The following is a 23778-nucleotide window of genomic DNA, read 5'->3' on the forward strand; positions in this document are numbered from 1 at the left end:
CTCGGCGTGCGGCCAACGTGCTGCTCTACGTGCCGCGCACCGCCACCGAGCTCGTGTTCATCACGACGGGCACCGCTGCGGGCCTGATCGAAGAAGAGCAGGTCGTCCCCCGCATCGACGACATGTTGCACCCCGGCGAAGGTGAGATCCGCATCTTCCCCACCGCCTTCGTCGAGACGGGGACGGGAGCGAACGTCGGCGTTCGCGTCATCGGCCGGGCCGGCAACGTCGCGACCACGGTCCGCGCCGGCTACGGCGGCGCCCACGACCTGGTGACGGAGTCGCGCCTGAGGCTCGGATTCCGCGAGCCGCTGCCCTTCGCGCTGTCGCTCGAGGCGCTGCACGACGAGCGCTCTTCGGTGGGCTACCGAGGTGTCGGCCAGGAGCCCGAGCGCGACCCTCGCAACCGCTTCCGGCCGACCGCGCCCGAGCTCTCCGCGACCTACCGTGAGCAGCGCGAGCGCTTCATCGCCAGCACCGGGGTGCGCCCCGCGGCGGACACCGAGCTGTTCATCTCGACCAGCTACTCGCGACGCCGCTTGCTCGATCCCCCGGACGCCGCCAACACGCTGGGCGCGGTGTTCGAGCCCGGTAGCGTGCCCGGCGCGTACTCCTCGGTGCAGACCGTCTACAGCGAGCTCGCGCTGCGCCTCGACACCCGCGCCTCGCGCGCCGGCCCGGCGCCGGGCTTCTTGCTCGAGGGCTACGCTGGCCGGGGCGACGGCGTCAGCGAATCGCGTCACAACTTCGTGCGCGCCGGCGGGCGAGTCGCCGGGTTCTTCCAGCTCCTCCAGCCCGGCAACGTCCTGTCGCCGAAGCTGGTGCTCGACGGCCTCCAGGTGACCGAGGGGCCCGTGCCCTTCGTCGAGCTGCCGCGCCAGCCCGACTTCCGCGGCTTCGACGACCGGCGCGACTTCGTCTCGGCGGTCGCGTCCCTGGACTATCGCTGGGCCATCGCGCGCTACCTGGCGGCGCGCGCGTTCGGTGACGTCGCCACGGTGGCGCCGAGCCTCTCGGAGCTCCGGCTCGAAGGGCTGCGCTACGCCGGTGGCTTCGGCTTCGACGTCTACAGCAAGAACGCGCCGCTCGGCTCCATCGCGATCTCCGGCAGCCCGGACGGTGCGCGCTTCTTCTTGTACTTCGGCGTGGCGTCGTCGTTCGGGGACCGGCAGCACAGGAGCTGATGGCATGATCGCGCGCTGGCTGCTCTTCTGCTTCGCCCTCGGCGGCTGCTCCTACCAGCCCGCACGTTTCCGCGATCGCCCCCCCGTCACGGACGCGCGCGACGACCGGCCCATCGCGATCCCGCGCAGCAACGCCTTCATCGAGGCCTTCTACCTGTCCGACGTGTTCCTGCGCCGCCCTGTCGTGGATGCGCTGGACGCCGAGCGCTTCCCCTACGCGCGAGACGTCAACGCGCTCGACGAGGTGCCGCGCTCGAGCTGGTTCTCCCCGATCGCGCTCGACGGCGAAGCGTTCGAGCGCGCCTACGCCGCAGACGGGCCGCCCAAACCGCCGGCGCGAGTCGAGCGCCGAGGCGGCTCGTTCTTGCTCACTGACGCGCGCGGGCGCGCCTACCGCTTGCTCGGCGATCACCCGGGCCTGCCGGCGACCGACACCGCCGCGGCGTTGATCGCGAGCCGGCTGGTGCGCGCGATCGGCTACCTGACACCGGAGACCTGGCTGGTCGAGCCAAGACCGCTGGGCCTTTCGCGGAGCGACGGACCGGACAGCGGGCGCTGGGTCGCCGTGCGCTGGCCTGTCGGCGTGACGCTGGGTCCGACCGACATGACCTACCCGCGGGGCGACGACCCGAACGACCGCATTCCCCACCGCGATCGCCGCACGCTGCGCGCGCTCGGCGTTTTGGCGGCCTGGCTCGACCTGCGCGAGCTCGGGCCGAGCCGGTTGGTCGATGCCTACGTCGGGCGTCCGGGACTTGGTCACGTCAGGCACTACGTCGTCGGCCTGCACGACGCGCTGGGCGCGGCGGGGCTCGCTCCGACCCACCACCGCGTGTCTGCGGTCGGCCCGGTCCAAGGAGCGGCGTGGAAGAACCTCCTGACCTTGGGCCTCGCCCGCCCGCGCCCGAGCAGCAAACCCCTCGAGCGCACGCTGCGGGTGTTCCTTCCCGAGCTCGATCCGCGCTACGAGCTCGGGCACCCCTACGAGCCGGTGGACCGCCTGCTAGCGTCGGACGGCTACTGGATCGCCAAGCGCCTGGCGCGGGTCCCGTCCCGCACGCTCGAAGCGAGCGTGCGGGCGGCTGACCTGTCGGATCCCGAGCTCGAGCGGCACCTGGTGCGCGCGCTCGAGGCCCGGCGGCGCACGCTCATCTCCTACTGGTTCTCTCGGGTCACACCCTGCGAGGTCGAGGCGGTCTCCGCGCGCACGCTCGTGCTCGCCGACGAGGCGCTGCGCGCCGGCGTCGAGAACGCCGACAGCACCCACTACGAGCTGCGGTTCCTCGGGGACGACGGGCGCGAGCTCTCGCCGCCGCGCCGGGTTCCGCCCACCCTCGACGAGGTCGAGATCGCGCTGCCGGAGCTGGAACGCCCGTATTTCGTGGTGAGCGTGACCGTGAGCCGTCGGGGCCGCCCCGCGGCGCGGGCCATGGAGGTCCACTTCTACTCCGACCAAGGTGAGCTTCGCCTGGTGGGCATCCGGCACTGACTTTGACGAAGAGCGCTGACCGCGCCACGTTACGCGCCGATGAAGCCACCCTGGTCCCCGGTTCTGATGATTGCCCTGGTCTCGTGCGCGAAGCGCCCCGCGCCGGTCGAGGCGGAGGACGCCGGCGCGATGCCTTCGTCGAGTGCGCGGGTGCTCGACGAGGTCCCGCGACCCACGCCCGGAGCGAAGGTCACCAGCGTGAGCGGCGTCGTGGTGGAGAGCCTGAGCCTGCCTTCCTACACGTATCTGAACCTCGACACCGGCCAGGAGAAGGTGTGGGCGGCCGTCCCACGCGCGGAAGTTCCCGTCGGCGAGCGGGTCACGGTGACGCGGGCGGTGCTCATGACCGCGTACCGCAGCGCTGCGCTCGGACGCGATTTCGACGAGGTCTACTTCGGCGTCTTGGCGGGTGCTCCGAGCAGCGGGCGCGATCCCCACGCGGGGATGAGCGCCGCGCCGTCCCCGAGCGGGGCCCCGGTGAAGGTCGAGAGAGCGAGCGGCCCCAACGCCAAGACCATCGAAGAGATCGCGCGCGCGCCCAAGGCGCACGACGGCAAGCCCGTGGCGGTGCGTGGCGTGATCGTGAAGCTCAACCGTGGCATCATGGGCAAGACCTGGCTCCACCTGGCCGACGGCACGGGGTCGGCGAGCGACAAGACGAACGACCTCCTGGTGACGACGCTGCTCGACTCGCTTCCCAAGGTTGGCGACACGGTGCTCGTGCGCGGCAAGGTCGCAACCGACAAGGACTTCGGCAGCGGCTACAAGTACGCGGTCCTGGTCGAGGCCGAGGCCATCGAGCCAGCGACGAGATAGCAATCGATCCAGCGGCCAGGCCCCAAAGTACGCAGAATTTTCCGGCTTCGGCCCAAGGAACCCGCATCAGATGCAAGACTTGCGCGATTTCCCGAGAGAACGCTGAAAAACCGCACCCAAATGGCCCACTGGCCATTGACGCAGAACTACGGACTGGGGAAGGATGCCCTTCGTTACCGGAGGTCACTTGTCATGAAGAGAACACCTTACGCGTGGCTGCTGCTGTGCGCGGTTTCCGTGGGAGCGTCCGCTATCGCGTGTGGCTCGGACGGAGAAGATGGCGCCAAGGGCGCGACCGGCCCCGCCGGTGCGGCAGGCCCAACGGGTCCCGCGGGCCCGACGGGCGCGACCGGCCCCGCCGGCCCCGACGGCCCGACCGGCGCGACCGGTCCCGACGGCCCGACCGGCGCGACCGGTCCCGGCGGCAGCGCTGACGGCGGCCTGACCAGCAGCTGCCTCAGCCCGTGCCACGGCTTCAGCGGCATCGTGGAGCAGTGGAAGACCAGCACCCACTTCGCGGTCTACGTCTCGAACTTGGGCGGCGAAGAGGCCGATACCTGGACGGGCGGCGGCACCTGCGGCAACTGCCACGCCATCGACGGCATCCAGCAGCGCATCGCCGGCACCATGAAGTACAGCGGCACGACCGGTCCGGCCGGCGCGGCAGACGGTCAGCTCAACTACAAGAACTCGACCTCCAGCGCCATCGCCGAGGCCACCTACGGCGGAACGGCGAAGGTCGCAGTCGTGCACTGCACCACCTGCCACGACGCCAACCAGAACACCGATCCGCACGTGACCGGCGCACAGTACACCGCTGGCTCGTTCCCGCTACGCTCGAAGACCGGCGCCAACGACGAGGTGCTGATCGAGAAGAGCTCCGCAGCGGCCACTTCGGACGGCACCAAGGCCGGCAAGTACGGCGTCGGCAACGCTTGTGTGTGGTGTCACAAGTCCCGCAAGGACGTGACCAACTACATCAAGGCCACGGGTAACAACGTCACCAGTATCCACTGGGGCCCGCACCTGGGACCGCAGTCAGACGTTTACTCCGGCAAGGGCGGCTATCACTTCCCGTCGGTGACCTACGGCACGTCGACGCACCAGGGCCTCGGCCGCGGCTGCGCCGATTGCCACATGCCGAAGGTGGCTGGGAACCAGAACATCGGCGATCACTCGTTCTACCCGCAGCTCAGCGCTTGCAAGCAGACCGGCTGCCACACCAACGCGACCAGCTTCAACGTCGGCGGCGGCCAGTCCACCGTTTCGGCGCTGATCCAGGAGCTGCGCGTGGCGCTGAACAACGCCAACATGCTGACGCGCTCGGAAGCGGCGCCGTACGCGGCGCTGACCACGGCCGAGCTGGCCGACACGGAGTACAACCACGACGAGCCTCGCCCGATCAGCGGGCTCACCGGCGACCAAGCGGGCGCGCTCTACAACTACCTGCTCGTCGCACGCGGCGGCGCGAAGGGCGTGCACAACCCGCTCTACGTGAAGCAGCTGCTCTGGGACTCGGTCAAGGCCATCACCGGCGGTGCACCCGTCGCGATGCCCACGCGACCCTGAGCACGAACCCCTCCGGGAACCCACGAGCCCCCCGCCACAAACGGCGAGGGGGCTCGCGGTTTTGTGGCTCGCTGTGCTCCCATCCGGCCCACGAGACGAAGCGCCGCTGAACCGCTCAGTGACCAAGACGAGCCGCGGTCGCACGAGGGGATCGCGAGGATGCGAGCGAAATCTGCGGCATCTAGCACCCCGGCTGCACGCCTTGCGCAGACTCTCTCCAGAAGTCCCGACCGGAGCAGCAGGATCCAAATTTCGCGAAAGGCATGTAGCTTGCTTACTCTGCACGGCGAGACCGAGCGAAGGAAGAGAAACGGAGATGGCGGTCCTGGGCGTGCGAGCGTGCTTTGTAGCTCGCGCAGCGTTCGGGAACGTGCGCTCCGCGCACCGAGGGGGTCCTGCGCCTGCCGCCACTGAGGCCCGGCAGGAGGTTCGACCTTGAGCGACGAGAGCCCCGATCCACCGCCCCCGCCCGAAGACTCCAAGGACGACGCACCCCCGCGTCGCCCTTGGTGGTCGCGTCGTGGTCCGTGGATGCTGATCGTCATCGCTGTGCTCGCGCTCACGAGCCTCGCGGGGGCCTGGAAGGTCGATCGCATCGCCAAGGACCCCACCTTCTGCGACTCCTGCCACGTCGGCGCCGTGAAGGAGGCCCACGACAGCGCACACAAGAACCAGCGTTGCACGGACTGTCACGAGAGCCGGTTCGAACAGAACGTGCGGCAGTGGGCCTACGGGCTCAGCTCGAAGACCAAGACCACGCCCCACGGCAAGTTCGACAAGACCTCCTGCAAGAGGTGCCACACCAGCGGCAACACGGAGCCTTGGCAGATGGCGAAGAGCCTGGGGCACGCCAAGCACGTGCTCAAGGCGGAGGAGCCACTGGATTGCTCGCGCTGCCACGTCTGGAAGGAGCACCGCTCGGAGCCCGATCCGGACGCCTGCGGCAAATGCCACGACGACATCAAGGTCTTCGGCAAGCACCGCCTCGAAGGGCGTCCGGAGAAGATCAGCTGCGTGTCGTGCCACAACTACCTGGCCAAGGTCGGCGGCGGCGCGCAGACCCCGTCGCACGACTGCCGGCGCTGCCACGGCGGCGTGGACAAGTCGGAGCGCAGCCAGCGCTACGCGACGGTGATCGAGGCGAAGGGCGTCCCGCCCTCACAGATCCACGGCAACTTGAAGGCGTGCAGCCTGTGCCACAGCCCGCACGAGGAGAAGGCTGACAAGTACTCCAAAGGCGCCGACTGCGGCCGCTGCCACGCCAAGATCACCACCGAGTTTCACGACCAGAAGCAGCCGGAGAAGTTCGACTGCGGCTCGTGCCACGAGGCCCACGGCTCACGCGAGGACCTGAAGACCGGCTGTCACAACTGCCACAAGGAGCAGGCGCAGGCGACGAAGTCCGTGGCCGCCCGCCACGACCGCTGCGCCGAGTGCCACAAGCCCCACGAGTTCAAGGCGACGTTCGCCGGCTGTCGCGACTGTCACCAGGACCAGGTCACGATGCTGGCCGGCTGGAAGAGCAACACCCACGCCGAGTGCACGAACTGCCACAAGCCGCACAGCGTGAAGGAAGAGGACACCACCTGCATCAAGTGCCACAAGAAGCCCGGGCACAAGCACCAATCGTGCACCACCTGCCACGACCCGCATCAGTCGAAGACCGAGACCAAGAGCTGCGGCGGCTGCCACAAACCCCAGCTCGCGGCTACCGAGCGCGGCCCCGGCCGGCACCGCGCCGCGGCGTGCCAGACCTGCCACCAGCCGCACACCGCGACCGGGACCGGCAACGCCTGCAAGGCCTGCCACGCGAAGCAGACGCAGGCCGTGGTCACGGCCAAGATTGACAAGCACACCCGCTGCGCGAGCTGCCACCAGAACCACTCGTTCAGCGCGGACGTGGCCGCCTGCCAGAGCTGCCACAAGAACCCGACTACCGGCGTGCACACGGGCGCCTGCAACGACTGCCACCAGGCGCACGGGCCGCCGGTCGGCAAGGCCGCGCAGTGCAAGAACTGCCACCAGGAGATCGCACAACCCGCTGGAAAGCACGCCAAATGCGACACCTGCCACAAGAGCGCGCACGGCGAGGTGAAGTCGAAGCCGTGCACGGGTTGCCACGCCGTGCAGGAGGCTTCGGTGAAGCTGTGGAAGCCGCGAACGCACGAGGCCTGCTCGCAGTGCCACCAGACCCACACGCCCACCAGCCCCAAGCCCTGCGGCCAGTGCCACAAGACCCAAGAGCTCAAGGTCCAGCGCACCAAGCACAAGTGCACGCAGTGCCACGACGCCCACCAGCAACCGAACCAGCTCTGGGGGACCTGCGTGAAGTGTCACGGCACCGTGGTCGCGGCCGTGAAGACCCGCGGGCCGAAGCACTCCGACTGCAAGTCGTGCCACCAGCAGCACGACGTGACGCCGCCGAGCTGTTCGTCGTGCCACAAGTCGCTGCCCCGCGCGCACACGGCGAAGGGCCACGACAAGTGCAACGCTTGCCACGACACCCACAGGAAGAAGCTCCCGGGTCGGGCCGAATGCCTGAAGTGCCACACCACCCGCGCCAATCACAACCCGGACGCCCAGCAGTGCTACGGGTGCCACATCTTCAACTCCAAGTGAGGAGCCTCGTGAGATGACGACGCCGACCCCGCCCCCCTCCTCCAAGCCCGAGAGCACCGAGCTTCCGGTGTCCGAGTCGCCCAAGTCCAAGAGTCCGGTCTCCAAGGCCCCGGTGCGGCCGCCGCTCTACTTCAACATCGTCAGCCACCTGGGCGGCCTGATCGTCGTCCTGGCGGCGATCCTGATCGCGATCTCGATGGTCATGGAGCTCCGCTCCGGCGCGCCGAACCCGTACGTCGGCATCTTCACGTACATGGTCTTCCCGGGCCTCTTGGGCTTCGGCGTGGTGCTGTTCCTGCTCGGCATGCGCTGGGAGGCGGGCCGCCGGCGCAAGGTCGAGAGCCTCCAGGATCTGCCCTACCCGAAGATCGATCTGAACGACCGCCGTCAGCGGAAGATCTTCGCCTACTCGACCGTGGGTGGCGTGCTGGTGGCGACGCTGGTGGTGTGGGCCAGCTACCAGGGCTTCCACTTCACCGAGAGCGTCTACTTCTGCGGCCAGATGTGCCACGTGCCGATGAAGCCGGAGTTCGTGGCCTACTCCGACTCCGCCCACGCCCGCGTGCCGTGCGTCAGTTGCCACGTCGGCGAGGGCGCCAGCTGGTACGTGCGCTCGAAGCTGTCCGGAGTGCGCCAGGTGCTGGCGGTCGCGAGCGGCAAGTATCAGCGCCCGATCCCCACCCCCATCGCGCACCTCAGACCGGCTCGTGAGACGTGCGAGCGCTGCCACTGGCCCGAGAAGTTCTTCGGGGCGACGCTCCTGCAACTGCCCCACTTCCGCTACAACGAGGCGAACGAGGCGGAGCAGATTTCGCTGACGCTCAAGACCGGCGGCGGCGCCATGGCCCACGGGCAGAGCCAGGGCATCCACTGGCACATGCTCGTGACGAACAAGGTGACCTACGTCGCCGCGGACGACAAGCTCCAGGTCATCCCCTGGACGAAGGTCGTGCACGCCGACGGCTCCGAGACCACCTACACGGCGAAGAAGACGAAGCTGTCGCAGGCGGCCATCGACGCGCTTCCGCACCGAGCCATGGACTGCATGGACTGCCACAACCGGCCGGCTCACGACTTCCCGACCCCGGACTCGGGCGTGGACGAGGCGCTCTTGAAGGGACGCATTCCGGCGGACCTACCTTGGATCAAGAAGGCGTCGGTGGAGGCGCTGTTCCGCGTCTACCCGGACCGACAGTCCGCCCACGACGGCATCCGCAGCTACATCTTGGACTTCTACAAGAAGGAGAAGCCGGAGGTCCTGGAGCAGCGGGCCAAGGACGTGGACACGGCCATCGACGTCTCGCAGAAGTTGTTCGACCGCGGCGTGTTCCCGGAGATGAAGGTGGACTGGCAGACCTACCCGAAGAACCTGGGCCACCGCTACTGGGCGGGGTGCTTCCGCTGCCACGACGGCAAGCACGTGTCCCCCGAAGGCAAGGTGCTGGCCCACGACTGCGAGTCGACCTGCCACACCAAGCCGGTGCGCGGCGCACCCACCGCGCTCGGCCAAGTGGACCCGAAGGCCCACGAGGACTGGCACCCCTGGCAGATGCCCAAGGAGCACTTGGACGTGCAGGGTCACGACACCGTGATGTGCCACCAGTGCCACAACGCCGGCCAACGCCCCAGCAGGGAGTGCAACGACTGCCACGAGAAGTGAGGCGCGAAGATGAAAGCGAAGCTCGTCCTCCTCTTGACCTTGTGCCTGGCGGCGCTGGTCGGAATGCAGGCGCTGGCCGGCTGCGGGCGCGGCGGGCGCGCGCGCAAGCAAGCCCCGCCCAAGCCGTCAGCCCCCGTCGATCCCCGGCCGGCCCTCGAGACCAACCCGGACAAGATCACCGAAGCCATCAAGGCCTCCGTCCACGCCAAGCTCGACTGCTCCGACTGCCACGCGCCGCCCGAGGGTGAGAAGAAGCCGGGCGAGGTCGGCAAGGGCCAGTGCACCTCGTGCCACAAGGAAGCGTCGGCGGCCTACGCCGAGACCATCCACGCCGTGAAGTTCAAGGACGGCAAGGAAGACGCAGCCACCTGCGAGGACTGCCACGGCGTCCACGACGTGCGAAAGTCCAGCGACGAGCGCTCGAGCGTCTCGGCGCGCAACACGCCGAAGACCTGCGGCAAGTGCCATGAGAACCCGGAGCTCGCGAAGAAGCTCGGCATCAAGCAGCCGGAGGCCGTCCGGAGCTACGTCGAGAGCATCCACGGCAAGGGCCTGCTCACCTACGGACTGGTGGTGGCGCCTTCCTGCGCGGACTGTCACGGCAAGGCACACCGGATCTTCGCGGCGTCCGACCCGCGCTCGACCGTGAACAAGCAGAAGGTCGCCGCAACCTGCGGCAGCTGCCACACCGGGCCTCGCGACGAGTTCATGAAGGGCGTCCACGCCAAGGCGCTGGTGAAGGAAGCGAAGGGTGAGAAGCTCGAGGACGACAAGAAGGCCCCCACCTGCCCGACCTGCCACAGCGCGCACTCGATCGTGGAACCGGGCGGACGCTTCAAGCTCGCGGAGGACCGCATCTGCGGCGAGTGCCACGAAGAGCGCACCAAGCGCTACCTCGAGACCTACCACGGTCGCGCACACGACCTCGGGGACACTGCCGTCGCCGCCTGCCACGACTGCCACGGCACCCACGAGATCTGGCCCTCCAAGGAGGCCGCCTCGACGCTCTCCGCCGAGAACCGCCTGGGCACGTGCCAGAAGTGCCACGTCGGCGCGCCCCCCAACTTCGCCGGCTTCTTGGCGCACGCCGATCACGGCGACAAGAAGAACTACCCGAACCTGTACTGGGCCTACGTCAGCATGACCGGGCTCCTGGTCGGCACCTTCGGCTTCTTCGGCATCCACAGCCTACTCTGGCTGATGCGCACGCTGATCGTGCGCTTCCGAGATCCGGTCGCGTTCAAAGAGATGAAGCGGCGCGTGCGGGAAGAGAAAGGCGCCAAGCTCTACCGGCGCTTCCGCCCCATCGATCGCTTCGTGCACGCGCTGGTCATCGTAAGCTTCATGCTGCTGGTCATCACCGGCATGCCGCTCAAGTTCCACACCAAGCCCTGGGCTCACGCCATCTTCGAGCAAATGGGCGGCGCGGCCGTCGCCGCCAGCGTGCACCGCTTCGCGGCCATCATCACCCTCACCTACTTCGTCCTGCACATCGGCAGCCTGATGGTGCTCGTCCGGCGCAACCGACACAAATACGTCGACGACAAGGGGAGCTTCAGCCTCCGGCGCTTCCTCGGCCTGGCCTTCGGTCCGGACTCGCCCTTCCCGCGCTGGCAGGACCTGAAGGACATCACCGCCCACTTCAAGTGGTTCTTCGGCCGCGGTCCCAAGCCCAAGTTCGATCGCTTCACCTACTGGGAGAAGTTCGACTACATGGCCGTGTTCTGGGGCGTGACGGTCATCGGGCTCTCGGGCCTGGTGATGTGGTACCCGGAGGCCTTCTCGCGCTTCTTGCCGGGCTGGTCCATCAACGTCGCGCACATCATCCACAGCGACGAGGCGCTGCTCGCCGCGGGCTTCATCTTCACCTTCCACTTCTTCAACAGCCACTTCCGCCCCGAGAAGTTCCCGTACGACGCGGTGATGTTCTCGGGCCACATCACCGAGGAAGAGCTGAAGCACGAGCGCGCGGCGCAATACGAACGCATGACCGCGGAGGGCACCCTCGACGGGCACAAGCAACTCGGCGAGTGGGCCCAGTGGAAGCTCATCGTGAACATCTTCGGCGCCGCGGCCATCGCCCTCGGGCTGACCCTGGCGGGGACCATTTTCTGGGCGCTGATCAGTCACTGACCCTCCGCGCCCCCGCCCCCGCCCCCGCCCGCGCTCTCGCCCGCGCCCACGCCCTCGCCCTCGCCCGCGCTCTCGCTCTCGCCCGCGCCCGCGCCCTCGCTCACGCCCGCGCCCGCGCCCCCTGCTCGCCCCGCCCCGCCCGCGCCCGCCCCCGCCCGCCCACGCCCGCCCACGCCCGCGCCGCGCCCGCGCCCCCGCCCACGCCCTCGCTCTCGCCCACGCCCTCGCTCTCGCCCACGCCCCCGCCCACGCCCTCGCTCTCGCCCGCGCCCGCGCTCTACACGAGCTTCACCAACGTGCCGATGATGCGGTCCAAGCGCGCCCTGATGTCGGCATCCACGTCGGGGATGTACCCGAACGCCTCCGCGACCTCGAGGCACGCGAGCGTCTCTCGCGCCGACCCGAGCGCAGTGTGATACCTGACCTGCCTGAGCTTGCCCCGCGACCCCATGCCTTCGGACATGTTGAGGACGACGCTGGACGCGGCCTTCCTCATCTGTCGGCACAGGTCGCCATCCTTCCTCTCGATGCGCTCGATGAACGGCCTGAGCTCGCGCATGGTCTCGACGGTGATGGGGTAGATTCGCAACATCTCGCATCTCTCTTTCTGCTCGTGAGAGCGCATGCGCTCCTCCGCCGCGCACAGACCGGGTCCAGGCTCGCCCGTCGCGGAGCGCGACGGGCGACGCGGCAGCGCGGTCGTCAGGTAGAATGGAAGGCAGGCCTGGAGGCGGTCGAGCACGGCGCAGTAGAATGGAAGAGCGAGCGAGCAAACTCCCCGCCGATGCGCCCCAAGCGCCCCCGCTCTCGCCCGCGCCCCCGCTCACGCCCGCGCCCGCGCCCGCGCTCTCGCCCTCGCTCTCGCCCGCGCCCTCGCTCTACACGAGCCTCACCAACGTGCCGATGATGCGGTCCAAGCGCGCCCTGATGTCGGCATCCACTTCGGGATGTGCGCTCCAACCGCTGAACGCCTGCGCGACCTCGAGGCACGCGAGCGTCTCTCGCGCCGACCCGAGCGCAGTGTGATACCTGACCTGCCTGAGCTTGCCCCGCGACCCCATGCCTTCGGACATGTTGAGGACGACGCTGGACGCGGCCTTCCTCATCTGTCGGCACAGGTCGCCATCCTTCCTCTCGATGCGCTCGATGAACGGCCTGAGCTCGCGCATGGTCTCGACGGTGATGGGGTAGATTCGCAACATCTCGCATCTCTCTTTCTGCTCGTGAGAGCGCATGCGCTCCTCCGCCGCGCACAGACCGGGTCCAGGCTCGCCCGTCGCGGAGCGACGGGCGACCGCGGCGTCAGCCGCGGCTTGGCCTGGAGGCGGTCGAGCACGGCGGTAGAATGGAAGAGCGAGCGAGCAAACTCCCCCCGCCCGCGCCCGCGCTCTCGCCCGCGCCCGCGCCCGCGCTCTCGCTCTCGCCCGCGCCCGCGCCCGCGCCCGCCCCCCCCGCCCGCGCTCGCCTCGCTCTCGCTCTCGCCCGCGCTCTCGCCCGCGCCCGCGCCCGCGCTCTCGCTCTCGCCCGCGCCCGCGCCCGCGCCCTCGCTCTACACGAGCTTCACCAACGTGCCGATGACGCGGTCCAAGCGCGCCCTGATGTCGGCATCCACTTCGGGGATGTACCCGAACGCCTCCGCGACCTCGAGGCACGCGAGCGTCTCTCGCGCCGACCCGAGCGCAGTGTGATACCTGACCTGCCTGAGCTTGCCCCGCGACCCCATGCCTTCGGACATGTTGAGGACGACGCTGGACGCGGCCTTCCTCATCTGTCGGCACAGGTCGCCATCCTTCCTCTCGATGCGCTCGATGAACGGCCTGAGCTCGCGCATGGTCTCGACGGTGATGGGGTAGATTCGCAACATCTCGCATCTCTCTTTCTGCTCGTGAGAGCGCATGCGCTCCTCCGCCGCGCGCAGACCGGGTCCAGGCTCGCCCGTCGGGGCGACGGGCGATTGCCTGCGGCGTCAGCCGCGGCTTGGCCTGGAGGCGGTCGAGCACGGCGGTAAATGGTAGAATGAGCAACTCCGAGCGAGCCCCCTCCGCCCGCGCCCCGCTCGCGCTCTCGCCCGCGCCCGCGCCCGCCCGCGCCCGCGCCGCGCTCGCCCGCCGCCCGCGCCCGCCCGCGCGCTCACGCCCGCCCGCGCTCCTCGCGCCCTCGCTCTCACGCCTTCGCGCTTCTGATGACGCGGTCCAAGCGCGCCCTGATGTCGGCATCCACTTCGGGATGTACCGAACGCGCTCCGCGACCTCGAGGCACGCGAGCGTCTCTCGCGCCGACCTGAGCGCAGTGTGATACCTGACCTGCCTGAGCTTGCCCCGCGACCCCATGCCTTCGGACATGTTGAGGACGACGCTGGACGCGGCCTTCCTCATCTGTCGGCACAGGTCGCCATCCTTCCTCTCGATGCGCTCGATGAACGGCCTGAGCTCGCGCATGGTCTCGACGGTGATGGGGTAGATTCGCAACATCTCGCATCTCTCTTTCTGCTCGTGAGAGCGCATGCGCTCCTCCGCCGCGCGCAGACCGGGTCCAGGCTCGCCCGTCGCGGAGCGACGGGCGACCGCGGCGTCAGCCGCGGCTTGGCCTGGAGGCGGTCGAGCACGGCGGTAGAATGGAAGAGCGAGCGAGCAAACTCCCCCCGCCCGCGCCCCCGCTCTCGCCCGCGCCCCCGCTCACGCCCGCGCCCGCGCCCGCGCTCTCGCCCCGCCCCCGCCCCCGCCCACGCCCTCGCTCTCGCTCTCGCTCTCGCTCTCGCCCGCGCCCTCGCCCCCGCCCGCGCCCGCGCTCTCGCCCTCGCTCTCGCCCGCGCCCTCGCTCTACACGAGCCTCACCAACGTGCCGATGATGCGGTCCAAGCGCGCCCTGATGTCGGCATCCACTTCGGGGATGTACCCGAACGCCTCCGCGACCTCGAGGCACGCGAGCGTCTCTCGCGCCGACCCGAGCGCAGTGTGATACCTGACCTGCCTGAGCTTGCCCCGCGACCCCATGCCTTCGGACATGTTGAGGACGACGCTGGACGCGGCCTTCCTCATCTGTCGGCACAGGTCGCCATCCTTCCTCTCGATGCGCTCGATGAACGGCCTGAGCTCGCGCATGGTCTCGACGGTGATGGGGTAGATTCGCAACATCTCGCATCTCTCTTTCTGCTCGTGAGAGCGCATGCGCTCCTCCGCCGCGCGCAGACCGGGTCCAGGCTCGCCCGTCGCGGAGCGACGGGCGACCGCGGCGTCAGCCGCGGCTTGGCCTGGAGGCGGTCGAGCACGGCGGTAGAATGGAAGAGCGAGCGAGCAAACTCCCCCCGCCCGCGCCCCCGCTCTCGCCCGCGCCCTCTCGCGCTCAGGCCCCCTTCCGCTCCAGCTCCCCACTCCCGCGCAGGATGTTCAGCGCACGCATCAGCGTGTGGAACTCCTTCATCACCTCCCGGGAGGCCTCCGTCGCCGCCGCGGGGTCCTCGATGTGGCGCGTGGCGCCGACCATCGCGCCGCGGATGAGGGCGCTGAGCTCCGCGTGGAACGCCTCGACCTCCTCCTTCGAAGAGAACGAGAGCTGGCGGCCGTCCCCGTCGTATCTCACTCGGCCCCGCTCGGCTCCGCCTCGGGAGCAGGCTCCGCGTCCAGGGCCTTCGCGCCCTCTGCCCGCAGGTCGCCGGACTGGATCGCGATGGTCACCTTGGCCATCGCCGTGTAGAGGAACGCGCCCAGCGCGACGATGCCCAGGTTCAGGATGATCTCGCCGGCGTTCGGCGCGTACTCCACGATCTCGCCCAGCGGATTCGGCACGAAGCCCGGGAAGATCAGGCCCATGCCCTTCTCCGTCCAGATGCCGACCACGGTGAGCCCGCAGGCCGCGTACATCAGCTTCGTGTTCTGGCGCAGCTTCGGCACCAGGAAGACGATGGTGGCGCACACGTTGAAGGCGACGGCGGTCCAGATGAAGGCCGGCAGCATGGCGTGGCCGTGCAGGCCGAAGTACAAGTAGTACGCCGACGCCGAGTGGAGCGAGCCGGTGTAGAACTCCTGGAAGATCTCGCAGCCGACCAGGAACAAGTTGATCGGCATGGCGATGCGCAGAACGTACAAGAAATAGTCGAACACGCTCTGCTTCACGTTGAGCTTCGTGAAGTGCTTGATCACCGTGAACAGCATGATCAGGAGCGCCGGTGCGGAAGCGCCCGCGCTGATCAGGAAGCGCGGTGCCAGGATCGGCGTGTTCCAGAACGGGCGACTCCCGAGGCCCGAGAGCAGGAACGCGGTCACGGTGTGGATGCTGATCGCCCAGATCATCGACAGGAAGACGAACGGCAGGTACATCAACGCCGTCGGCTTCTTGCCGCGATAGCGGCTGTAGAGCAGGTAGCCGGGGATGTGCAGGTTCATCAAGAGGTAGCCGGTGAACACGACCACGTCCCAGGACAGGAGCGAGCTCGGCAGGTTCAGGTGACCGATCCCCGGCGTCAGGTGCCAGAGGCGATCCGGACGCCCGACGTCCGTCATGATGAAGAGCAGGCACATCGAGACGGCGACCACGGCGAGCAGCTCGCCGAGCAGCACGAGCTCCTTGATGTCCTCGCGGTGGTAGAGGTAGGCGGGAACCACCAGCACCGCTGCGCCGGCCGCCACACCGACGAAGTAGACGAAATTCGCGATCCCGATGCCCCAGCTCACGTCGTCGGACATGTTCGTGACGATGAGCCCGGCGCGCAGCGTGTGGTTGAACTCGAGCCCCGCCATCACGATGAACAGCAGCAGCGTGCCCATCCAGACGTAATACGCACGACTGCCAACGACCGCGCAGCGGGCCATGCGTATCCAGTATTTGACGAACTGTCCCATGCTGCTCCGTCCTCGGTCAGCCGTAGAAGTAGAAGAACCTCGGCTCCGTCCCCAGCTCCTCCTTGAGGATCCATACGCGCTTGTTCTCGACGATCTTGCGCACCTCGCTCTCGGGGTCGGAGAGGTTGCCGAACTTGCGCGCGCCCGTGGGGCAGGCCTCGTAGCAGGCCGGGTAGCGCCCGTTGCGGGTGCGGTGCAGGCAGAAGGTGCACTTCTCCACCACGCCGACGGGACGGATGCGGTTGGAGAGGTAGCCCTGATCCGGGTTCACGTGGTCGGGCTCGATCGACGGCGCCACCCAGTTGAAGCGCCGGGCGTGGTACGGGCAGGCCGCCTGGCAGTAGCGGCAGCCGATGCACCAGTTGTAGTCGACGACCACGATGCCGTCCGGCTCTTTCCAGGTCGCCTTGGTCGGACACGCCCGGACGCAGGGCGGGTTGTCGCACTGGTGGCACTGCACCGGCAGGTAGAACTTGCCCGGCCGCGGCACGCGCTCGGGGTCGTAGTAGGCGGTGCCCTTTTCCAGGTGCTGCGAGCCGTTGTCGACCTCGATCACGCGGATGTAGCGCATCTGCGGATCGTTCGGCAGGTTGTTCTCACGGGCGCAGGCCTCGACGCAGCGCCGGTTGCCGTTGCAGTGGCTCAGGTTCAGCGCGTAAGCGAAATGGACGCCGTCCATCGGCGCCGGATCGGACACCTTCACCTTCACGCCGGTCAGCGCGCGGGTGCGCGCCTCGAGGCGGGCGAAGATCTTCTTCTTGTCGTCCGCCGAGAGCTCCTTGTAGTGCTTCTGCAGGAGCTCCTCGAACTCCGGCGAGTCCGTCTTGCACGAGGGCGCGCCGGCCAGCAGCACGGCGGCGCTGGCCGCGACGCGCAAGAAGTCGCGGCGCGACGCCTCGTCTTCGAGCGGGTGCCCCTCCGGCGAATCCCCGCATCCTCCCCCGGAGCAGGGGCTCGATTCGCGGTAGACGGGCAGCGACTTCTTCATGGCTAGAGCGCCTTCAGGCCTTTCGGGGGAGCCGGCTTCGCCTCGGGCTTGATGGAGGGGAAGCGCGGGTCGTGCGGATCGTGGCAGGCGGGACACGACTTCTTGGTTCGTGTGCCGTTCCAGTTGCCCACGATCAGACCGTGCGCGCCGTTGCGCCAGTCGTTGATCTTGTCCCCGTGGCACGACGTGCATATCTTGTACGCCTCGTCGAACGACACCATCTCGCCGTTCGAGGTGACGAGCTTGTCCGGATCCTTCGACGAGTGGCACTGGAAGCACCAGAAGGCGTCTTCGCCGTGGGAGAACTCGTGGTTGCGCACCTCGTGGAACTCCTTGAGCTCGTAGCGCTGCGTGCGCGCCTCGCGGCCGGCGTGGCAGCCCGAGCACGGATACGCTGGTAAGAGCTGGGAGCGGGGCTCGACGGCGGCGTGCCGCGCGTCGGGTCCCTGAACCGCCGGCTTCGTCTCGCGTCGCGGCTCCGGACCGTGGCAGGCCACGAGCGCGAGCAACGCGACCAGCACTGGAGCCGTTTGCCGCCTCATGGCCGCGGCTCCTTGGCCGAGGCAGCGCTGGCGCTGGGGGCGGGCGCGGCGCCGGCGCTCGGGGCCGGCGCGGCGCTGGCGCTCGGCGCAGCGAACGGCATGACTTGCTTTGGCCGCTCCATCGCCTCGGTGCCGCGTACTGGCTCGTCGAAGCTGACTCGGCAGAAGCTCGCGGCGAACTCGCCGGCGACGCAGCTCCCAGTGGTATCGCGGAAGCACGCCGACAGGACGCCGGAGAGCTTCAGATCCGGACCGACCTCCTCCGTCACCACCAGCGCGTTGGCGTCACCGTTGCCGATCCAGTAGCCGCTGTCTTGAATCTGGTAGTGCACCTCCCACTTGCCGCCTTCGGCGACCGTGGTGGTGGTCTTCTCGGCGGTCACCTTCGCGGCGCCGACGCGGCGCAACCACACGCTCGGGGGCTTGGGCTCGTCGAGGTCGCCGCAGGGAGTCTTGGAGCCGACTCCGTAGATCTTGACGTCGATCTTCTCGTAGCCCGGTCGGTGGTCCACATAGTAGCGTGCGGACTTCCCGATGAACTCCTTGCCGTCGATCTTGCCGCTGAGCGGGCCGACGTGGATGGAGTCTTCGGAGGTCGGCGCGGGCGGCGGCTCCTTGAAAGGACCGGTCCGCGGCTGCGGCTCGCAGCCCCCGAGCAGCAAGACCGCGCATGTCAACGGCACCAGCGAGCGCACGTGGGGGCACCCTAGCAACGCCCATGCCATGGATGCCGCGCGACCAATTCGCGCTCCAGTCGCTCCACTTCGCGTGACAATTGCGAAACTGGTCCCATCTGGCGCAGCGACTGCGCGAAGTATGCCGAGATCGGCGGCGCGCCCGGGCTTGGACGGCAGGTTTCGCGGCTCCGGCGCGCCCTTCGAGGACATGGCACGGCCGTTGCTCTAGAGTCGGGTGCGATGGGTGAGGACGATCCTGACCAAGGGCAAGGTCGGCGCGATTTCCTGGGCGTCGCCATCTCCAGCACCGCCGCCGCGTTGGGAGTGATGGCGGTCTACCCGGTCGCCAAGTTTCTCACGCCCCGCGACGACGCCGGCCCCCGCAGTACGACGCTGGGTAAGGCCGAGCTGTTCTTGCGCGGCACCGCGAAGACCGCGCTGGTCGGCGACCGACCAGTGCTGGTGATCCGCATGGAGGACGGCACGTTCCGGGCGTTCAGCGCGCTGTGCACGCACCTGCAATGCGTGGTCGCCTACGCGCCCGAGCGCAAGCAGATCGAGTGTCCGTGCCATCGCGGCGTCTACTCGCTAGAGGGTCAGAACGTCTCCGGTCCACCCCCGCGCCCGCTCGACGCTTTGAGCGTGGCCGTGGTGAACGGCATCGTCACGGTGAGCGAGACCTGAGCCATGGCGTCTCTCGCTCGCAAGTGGCTCGCGGATCGCACCGGCTCGTCGGCGATCTTGGAACGCATGCGGGCACGCCGCATCCCGGCGAACACCGTCACCCACTACATCGGCGCGATGCTGGTGTTCCTGTTCCTGATCGAGGTCGCCAGCGGCATCCTGCTGCTCCTGCCCTATCGACCGGATCCGGCCCACGCGCACGCCTCGCTCACCGCCATCGTCGGTAGGCTCCCCTACGGCAGCCTGGTGCGCGGCATCCACGCTTGGGCCAGCCACTTCTTCGTCGCGCTCCTGATCGCACACCTGGCCATCACGCTGCTCTTGCGCAAATTCCGCGAGCCGAACGAGCTCATCTGGTGGTCCGGCCTGCTCCTGCTCGCGACCGGCATCGGCATGGCCTTCACGGGGTCCATCCTGCCCTGGAGCCAGAACGCCTATCTCCAGGCCCGCGTGAGCAGCGAGATGATCGGCCAGGGGCCGCTGTTCGGGCCTTGGCTCAAGCACCTCTTGCGTGGCGGGGAGCACGTGAGCCCCTGGACGCTCAACCACGCCTTCGGCTTCCACACCGGAGTGCTCCCCGCAGCGACCACGCTGGTGATCGCGGTCCACGTAGCCATCGTGCAGCGCCGTCCGACCGAGACCACGGGTCCGACCATCCCCGCGCACCCTGATTTCACGCTCCGGGTCGCGGCGCTCTGCACCGCGCTCCTGGTGGTGCTGGTCTCCTTCGCCACCTTCGCGCCAATTCCCATCGGCACGCCGGCGGATCTGCGCGAGGTCAGCGCCGCCGACGCCCATCCCCCCTGGTACTTCCTGTTCCTCCACGAGCTCTTGCGGGCCGCGCCACCCCGACTGCTCGGTCTCGAGAGCGCGAAGTTCATCCTGGGGGCGCTCTCCATCCTCGCCGCGTTCGTCGTCGCGCTTCCCTTCATCGACCGGCGCGGCTCGCGCATCACGATGGTCGTGGGCGCCGTCTTCATCGTCATCATCGCGCTCCTGACCGGCCATGCAGTCCTTTGAGAAGCTCCGCGCAGCGCTCTTGTGCGCCAGCCTGGCCGCGTTCACCGCGGGGGCGGCGGCCGCGCCGGGTGATCCCCCTGCGGGCGCGCCGGCGGCGCAGAAAAAGGAAGAGGCAGACGCTGGCGCGGCCCCGGACGAGAGCGGCAAGAAGAAGCGCCCGGAGCGCGACGCCAACACCTGCCTCACCTGTCACCGCACCCTCACCGACAAGAAGCTCCGGGTCGTCGCCGAGGAGTACGAGCACAGTGTCCACCGTGACGAGCGCATCGGCTGCGTCGCCTGTCACAAGGGCAACCCGGTGGACCCGACGGTGCAGGCTCACGACAAGACGGCGGGCTTCGTGGTGCGCCCGACGCACCAGCAGATCTCCGCGATCTGCGGCGGCTGCCACGAGGATCCGACCTTCGTCCGACGCTTCAACGCGCGCCTCGCCGTCGATCAGCGCAAGCTCTACGACCTGAGCCGGCACGGCAAGATCGCCGGCGCAGGCGACGAGAATTCTCCGACCTGCACCAACTGCCACGGCAGCCACGCCATCTTGCCGGTGGACTCCCCGAATGCGCTGGTGAACCGGCGCCAGGTCAAGGACCTCTGCGCCAAGTGCCACGCCGACAAGGAGTACATGAAGCCCTACGGGCTTCCGTCCACGCAGACAGAGAAGTGGGACAAGAGCGTGCACGGCAAGGCGTTCGCCGATGGCCACGACAAGGCGCCCACCTGCACCGGCTGCCACAGCCCGCACGCCGGCACGCTGCCCGGCACGGCCACCGTCGCCGCGCTGTGCGATCGCTGCCACCAGGACGAGCGTGACCTGTTCCTGAAGAGCCCCCACTCCCGGGCCTTCCGCCGCCTGGGTCTCGCCGACTGCGTGCCGTGCCACGGCGACCACGACGTGGCGCGCTCGAGCTGGCTCGCCGGCATGACGCCGGACTCTGCTTGCAGCAAGTGCCACTCCAAGGACGAGAAGCCGCGCAAGGTGGCCGAAGAGGTGGCGACCATTCTGCGCGGCGTGGAGGCGGAGGAGAACAGCGTCAGCATCGACGTCGCCGAGGCCCGCAAGGCCGGCCTCTTGGTGCCGGACGCGAGCTACGCCCTCGATCGCCTGCGCACCGCCCGGGTGCGGCTGGTCGCCACGGTTCACACGCTCGACGTCCGCCAGCTGACCGAGGACGCGAATCAGGCCAAGTCGGTCGCGGCCGAGGCGCGCGAGGTCCTCACCCGGGCCCGGCGCGATCGGCAGCTCGAGCGCCGCGGGTATTTCGCCGCCATCGGCGTGGCCTCGCTGTTGTTCCTGCTCTTGGTCCTCAAGTCGGTCCAGCTCGCACGCCGGAGGCGGCGGAGTGAGCCATGAGCGTGGGAGGCGGCCGCTTCGGGTGGCGCGTCTGGGCCATCGCTCTCGGGGCGCTGGCGGTCGTGCTCCTGGGGCTCGCCGCGCTCGGCGGCGCGCGCTCGCAGAAGAGCGCCACGTTCTGCACGCAGGGCTGCCACGTCGACACGCCTGAGCGGACTCACGCCTCCCCCGGTCACGAGCAGATCTCCTGTCAGTCGTGCCATCCGATCGCCGTGGGCGCCGGGATCCGTCTCGCGACCAGCCGACTGCTCGGGCAGAAGGGCAGCGCCAAGCACGGCGCCGTGCGCTCGGTCTCGTGCACCTCTTGCCACAACCCGAAGAGCGGCGAGTGGCTGCGGGTCTCCAGCACCGAGGGTCATCGTACTCACCCCACGGGAGTCGCGGCCCTCGACTGCCTCTCGTGCCACCGCACGACGCATCAGCAGGTGGACCCCGCCAAGAACTGCCTCGAGTGCCACGGCAACGCCCTTCTCCACGACAAGACCAAGCACGACGAGGCCGGCAAGCCCCAGTGCTTGTCCTGCCACAATTTCTCCGTGGTGAGCGCCGAGCGCCCCGAGCGCGCGACGCTCACCACGGCGGCGTGCACGCGCTGCCACAGCGACGGCGCGGTGAAGAGCGAGGACGTCGTGCCGGCGAGCGCCATCCGCCCGAGCGATCTGCACGGCGACGTCGACTGCAAGCAGTGCCACCAGCCCCACGACAAGTCCAGCGGCCAGGGCGCAGCGCGCCCCTGCAAGAGCTGCCACCAGATCCAGATCCTGTCCGGCAGCCCGAACCTGCCGGAAGACCACATCAAGTGCGAGAGCTGCCACAAGCAGCACAAGCCCGTGGCCCAGGCGGGCGCCCGCTGCGTCACCTGCCACGAGCAGGCCCGCGCCAAGAGCAATGGCGCCGCTTCCACCGCGCTCCGCCACGACGAGTGCGCCAGCTGCCATTTGCCGCACACCTGGGTCGCCGCTCCCAACGAGTGCGTCACCTGCCACAAGGAACAGGCCAGCGACATCGTCAACAAGAGCCCACCGAAGCACCAGCGCTGCAACAACTGCCACGAGGTCCATGGCGCCCCACCTTCGGGCGCGACCTGCGGCGGCTGCCACAAGGGCAACGCCGCGAAGCAGCGCAACGCACCGGCCAAGCACCAGGACTGCATCAGCTGCCACAAGCCCCACTCGCCCAACGTGGCTGTGCCGGCCACCTGCGCCGAGTGCCACAAGGGCGCGCTGCACCAGCTGGTCTCACTCGGCCCCGGCGCCCACCTCAAGGCGAGCTGCACGGGTTGCCACATGACCCACGGCAACCCGCGCGCTGACACCAAGACCTGCTCCGCCTGCCACAAGGCGAAGGTCGCGCTGGTCGCCAAGGCCGGCCCCGAGCCGCACACGCGCTGCGTGTCGTGCCACGCGCCGCACCGCTTCTCCGTGGACCAGAACGCGCAGCCTTGCGCCAAGTGCCACGCGGAGATCAACGCCTCGAGCGGCAGCCACGGCGGCAAATGCGTGAACTGCCACGCTCCGCACGGCAGTCCCAAGGTCCCCCGGGAGAAGTGCCTGGGCTGCCACGAGAAGCTCGCCTACAAGGCGCCACCCGGAAACGCCGACCACTCGCGCTGCGGCTCCTGCCACCAGCCGCACCGGGCGGCCAGCGCTGCCGCCACCAAGTGCTCGAGCTGCCACGCGGACAAGAAGAAGATCGCCGAGCTCTGGCCCGCGAGCTCCGCCCACCGCGACGCCTGCGAGAAGTGTCACAAGCCCCACGACGTGCGCGCGGCGGTCGCCTGCGGCGGCTGCCACGAGAAGCAGCAGCAGAGCGCCACCGGCGGACGCCATCAGTGCAAGCAGTGCCACGCGCCGCACCAGGCGCCGGCCCAGGACACCAAGGGTTGGTGGAACCGCTGCGCGAGCTGCCACCAGAAGCAGGTCCAGGCATCCAAGTCCCACAGCCAGTGCCAGAACTGCCATAAGCCGCACTCGTTCAAGCCGCCGGAGTGCAAGTCGTGCCACGCCGACGCCGCTGGCAAAGCCGCGCACAAGGTGAAGGAGCACGCCGAGTGCACCAAGTGCCACGACGCGCACGGCGCCTCGCTCCCGGGCCGCACCGAGTGCCTGGCCTGCCACACGAACATGGCCAACCACCAACCGCAGGCGCAGCGCTGCTTCGGCTGTCACCCCTTCAAGTGACCGCCGCGCGCAGGAATCTCGCCGCAAG

At 68.9% G+C, this 23778-nt stretch carries 20 protein-coding genes and 1 pseudogene; 11 read left to right on the forward strand and 10 right to left on the reverse strand.

Going from position 1 to position 23778, the window contains the following annotated elements; all coding sequences use genetic code 11:
* Positions 1-17 precede the first annotated feature (17 nt).
* The 7 genes from HS104_24520 to HS104_24550 all read left to right on the forward strand — a co-directional run bounded on the left by HS104_24520 (position 18) and on the right by HS104_24550 (position 11470).
* Positions 18-1184: a hypothetical protein gene (locus tag HS104_24520; GenBank protein ID MBE7483125.1), complete on the forward strand. Its 1167-nt coding sequence runs from the start codon at positions 18-20 to the stop codon at positions 1182-1184.
* A 4-nt stretch (positions 1185-1188) separates the two neighbouring features.
* Complete coding sequence (locus tag HS104_24525) at positions 1189-2673, forward strand: hypothetical protein (protein MBE7483126.1); 1485 nt, start codon at positions 1189-1191, stop codon at positions 2671-2673.
* Between the two features lie 66 nt (positions 2674-2739).
* A complete protein-coding gene (locus tag HS104_24530; protein ID MBE7483127.1) occupies positions 2740-3489 on the forward strand; it encodes a hypothetical protein in 750 nt (249 codons plus the stop codon).
* A 120-nt stretch (positions 3490-3609) separates the two neighbouring features.
* Entirely contained in the window at positions 3610-5058 is a 1449-nt protein-coding gene (locus HS104_24535) for an ammonia-forming cytochrome c nitrite reductase subunit c552 (protein ID MBE7483128.1), read from the forward strand.
* Positions 5059-5493: 435 nt separating this feature from the next.
* Positions 5494-7677, forward strand: coding sequence for a cytochrome c3 family protein (locus HS104_24540; protein MBE7483129.1), 2184 nt, complete (start codon positions 5494-5496; stop codon positions 7675-7677).
* A gap of 13 nt (positions 7678-7690) precedes the next feature.
* Positions 7691-9337: a NapC/NirT family cytochrome c gene (locus tag HS104_24545; GenBank protein ID MBE7483130.1), complete on the forward strand. Its 1647-nt coding sequence runs from the start codon at positions 7691-7693 to the stop codon at positions 9335-9337.
* Between the two features lie 9 nt (positions 9338-9346).
* A complete protein-coding gene (locus HS104_24550) occupies positions 9347-11470 on the forward strand; it encodes a cytochrome c3 family protein (GenBank protein ID MBE7483131.1) in 2124 nt (707 codons plus the stop codon).
* Between the two features lie 277 nt (positions 11471-11747).
* Here the strand turns inward: HS104_24550 and HS104_24555 are convergent, their stop codons facing one another.
* The 10 genes and pseudogenes from HS104_24555 to HS104_24600 form a co-directional block, all read right to left on the reverse strand.
* A complete protein-coding gene (locus HS104_24555) occupies positions 11748-12062 on the reverse strand; it encodes a four helix bundle protein (protein ID MBE7483132.1) in 315 nt (104 codons plus the stop codon).
* Positions 12063-12348: 286 nt separating this feature from the next.
* Positions 12349-12705, reverse strand: a complete 357-nt coding sequence (locus tag HS104_24560) for a four helix bundle protein (GenBank protein ID MBE7483133.1) — start codon at positions 12703-12705, stop codon at positions 12349-12351.
* A gap of 314 nt (positions 12706-13019) precedes the next feature.
* Complete coding sequence (locus HS104_24565) at positions 13020-13334, reverse strand: four helix bundle protein (GenBank protein ID MBE7483134.1); 315 nt, start codon at positions 13332-13334, stop codon at positions 13020-13022.
* A 355-nt stretch (positions 13335-13689) separates the two neighbouring features.
* Positions 13690-13974, reverse strand: a pseudogene (locus tag HS104_24570) (four helix bundle protein).
* A 315-nt stretch (positions 13975-14289) separates the two neighbouring features.
* Entirely contained in the window at positions 14290-14604 is a 315-nt protein-coding gene (locus HS104_24575) for a four helix bundle protein (GenBank protein ID MBE7483135.1), read from the reverse strand.
* A gap of 208 nt (positions 14605-14812) precedes the next feature.
* Complete coding sequence (locus tag HS104_24580) at positions 14813-15049, reverse strand: hypothetical protein (GenBank protein ID MBE7483136.1); 237 nt, start codon at positions 15047-15049, stop codon at positions 14813-14815.
* On the reverse strand, positions 15046-16308 hold the full coding sequence (gene nrfD, locus HS104_24585; protein MBE7483137.1) for a polysulfide reductase NrfD: 1263 nt from the start codon (positions 16306-16308) through the stop codon (positions 15046-15048). Before nrfD ends, HS104_24580 begins: the two co-directional genes overlap by 4 nt.
* A 16-nt stretch (positions 16309-16324) precedes the next feature.
* Positions 16325-17296, reverse strand: coding sequence for a 4Fe-4S dicluster domain-containing protein (locus HS104_24590; GenBank protein ID MBE7483138.1), 972 nt, complete (start codon positions 17294-17296; stop codon positions 16325-16327).
* A 2-nt stretch (positions 17297-17298) separates the two neighbouring features.
* Positions 17299-17838 carry a hypothetical protein gene (locus HS104_24595; GenBank protein MBE7483139.1) on the reverse strand — a complete coding sequence of 180 codons (540 nt, stop codon included), beginning with the start codon at positions 17836-17838 and terminating at the stop codon, positions 17299-17301.
* Positions 17835-18533, reverse strand: coding sequence for a hypothetical protein (locus HS104_24600; protein ID MBE7483140.1), 699 nt, complete (start codon positions 18531-18533; stop codon positions 17835-17837). The genes HS104_24595 and HS104_24600 overlap by 4 nt, the downstream gene beginning before the upstream one ends.
* 222 nt (positions 18534-18755) lie before the next feature.
* Here HS104_24600 and HS104_24605 point away from each other — a divergent pair, with 222 nt between their 5' ends.
* From HS104_24605 to HS104_24620, 4 genes are read left to right on the forward strand one after another with little or no spacing between them, the layout of a single operon-like run.
* A complete protein-coding gene (locus HS104_24605; GenBank protein MBE7483141.1) occupies positions 18756-19199 on the forward strand; it encodes a Rieske (2Fe-2S) protein in 444 nt (147 codons plus the stop codon).
* A gap of 3 nt (positions 19200-19202) precedes the next feature.
* Positions 19203-20219, forward strand: coding sequence for a cytochrome bc complex cytochrome b subunit (locus tag HS104_24610; GenBank protein MBE7483142.1), 1017 nt, complete (start codon positions 19203-19205; stop codon positions 20217-20219).
* Positions 20206-21570 carry a hypothetical protein gene (locus tag HS104_24615; GenBank protein MBE7483143.1) on the forward strand — a complete coding sequence of 455 codons (1365 nt, stop codon included), beginning with the start codon at positions 20206-20208 and terminating at the stop codon, positions 21568-21570. Before HS104_24610 ends, HS104_24615 begins: the two co-directional genes overlap by 14 nt.
* Positions 21567-23750 (forward strand): cytochrome c3 family protein, encoded by a 2184-nt coding sequence (locus tag HS104_24620; GenBank protein MBE7483144.1) that lies wholly within the window; start codon positions 21567-21569, stop codon positions 23748-23750. Before HS104_24615 ends, HS104_24620 begins: the two co-directional genes overlap by 4 nt.
* Positions 23751-23778: the final 28 nt, after the last annotated feature.

The sequence above is a fragment of the Polyangiaceae bacterium genome, from assembly GCA_015075635.1.
In the GTDB taxonomy this organism is placed as follows: Bacteria; Myxococcota_A; Polyangia; order Polyangiales; family Polyangiaceae; genus JADJKB01.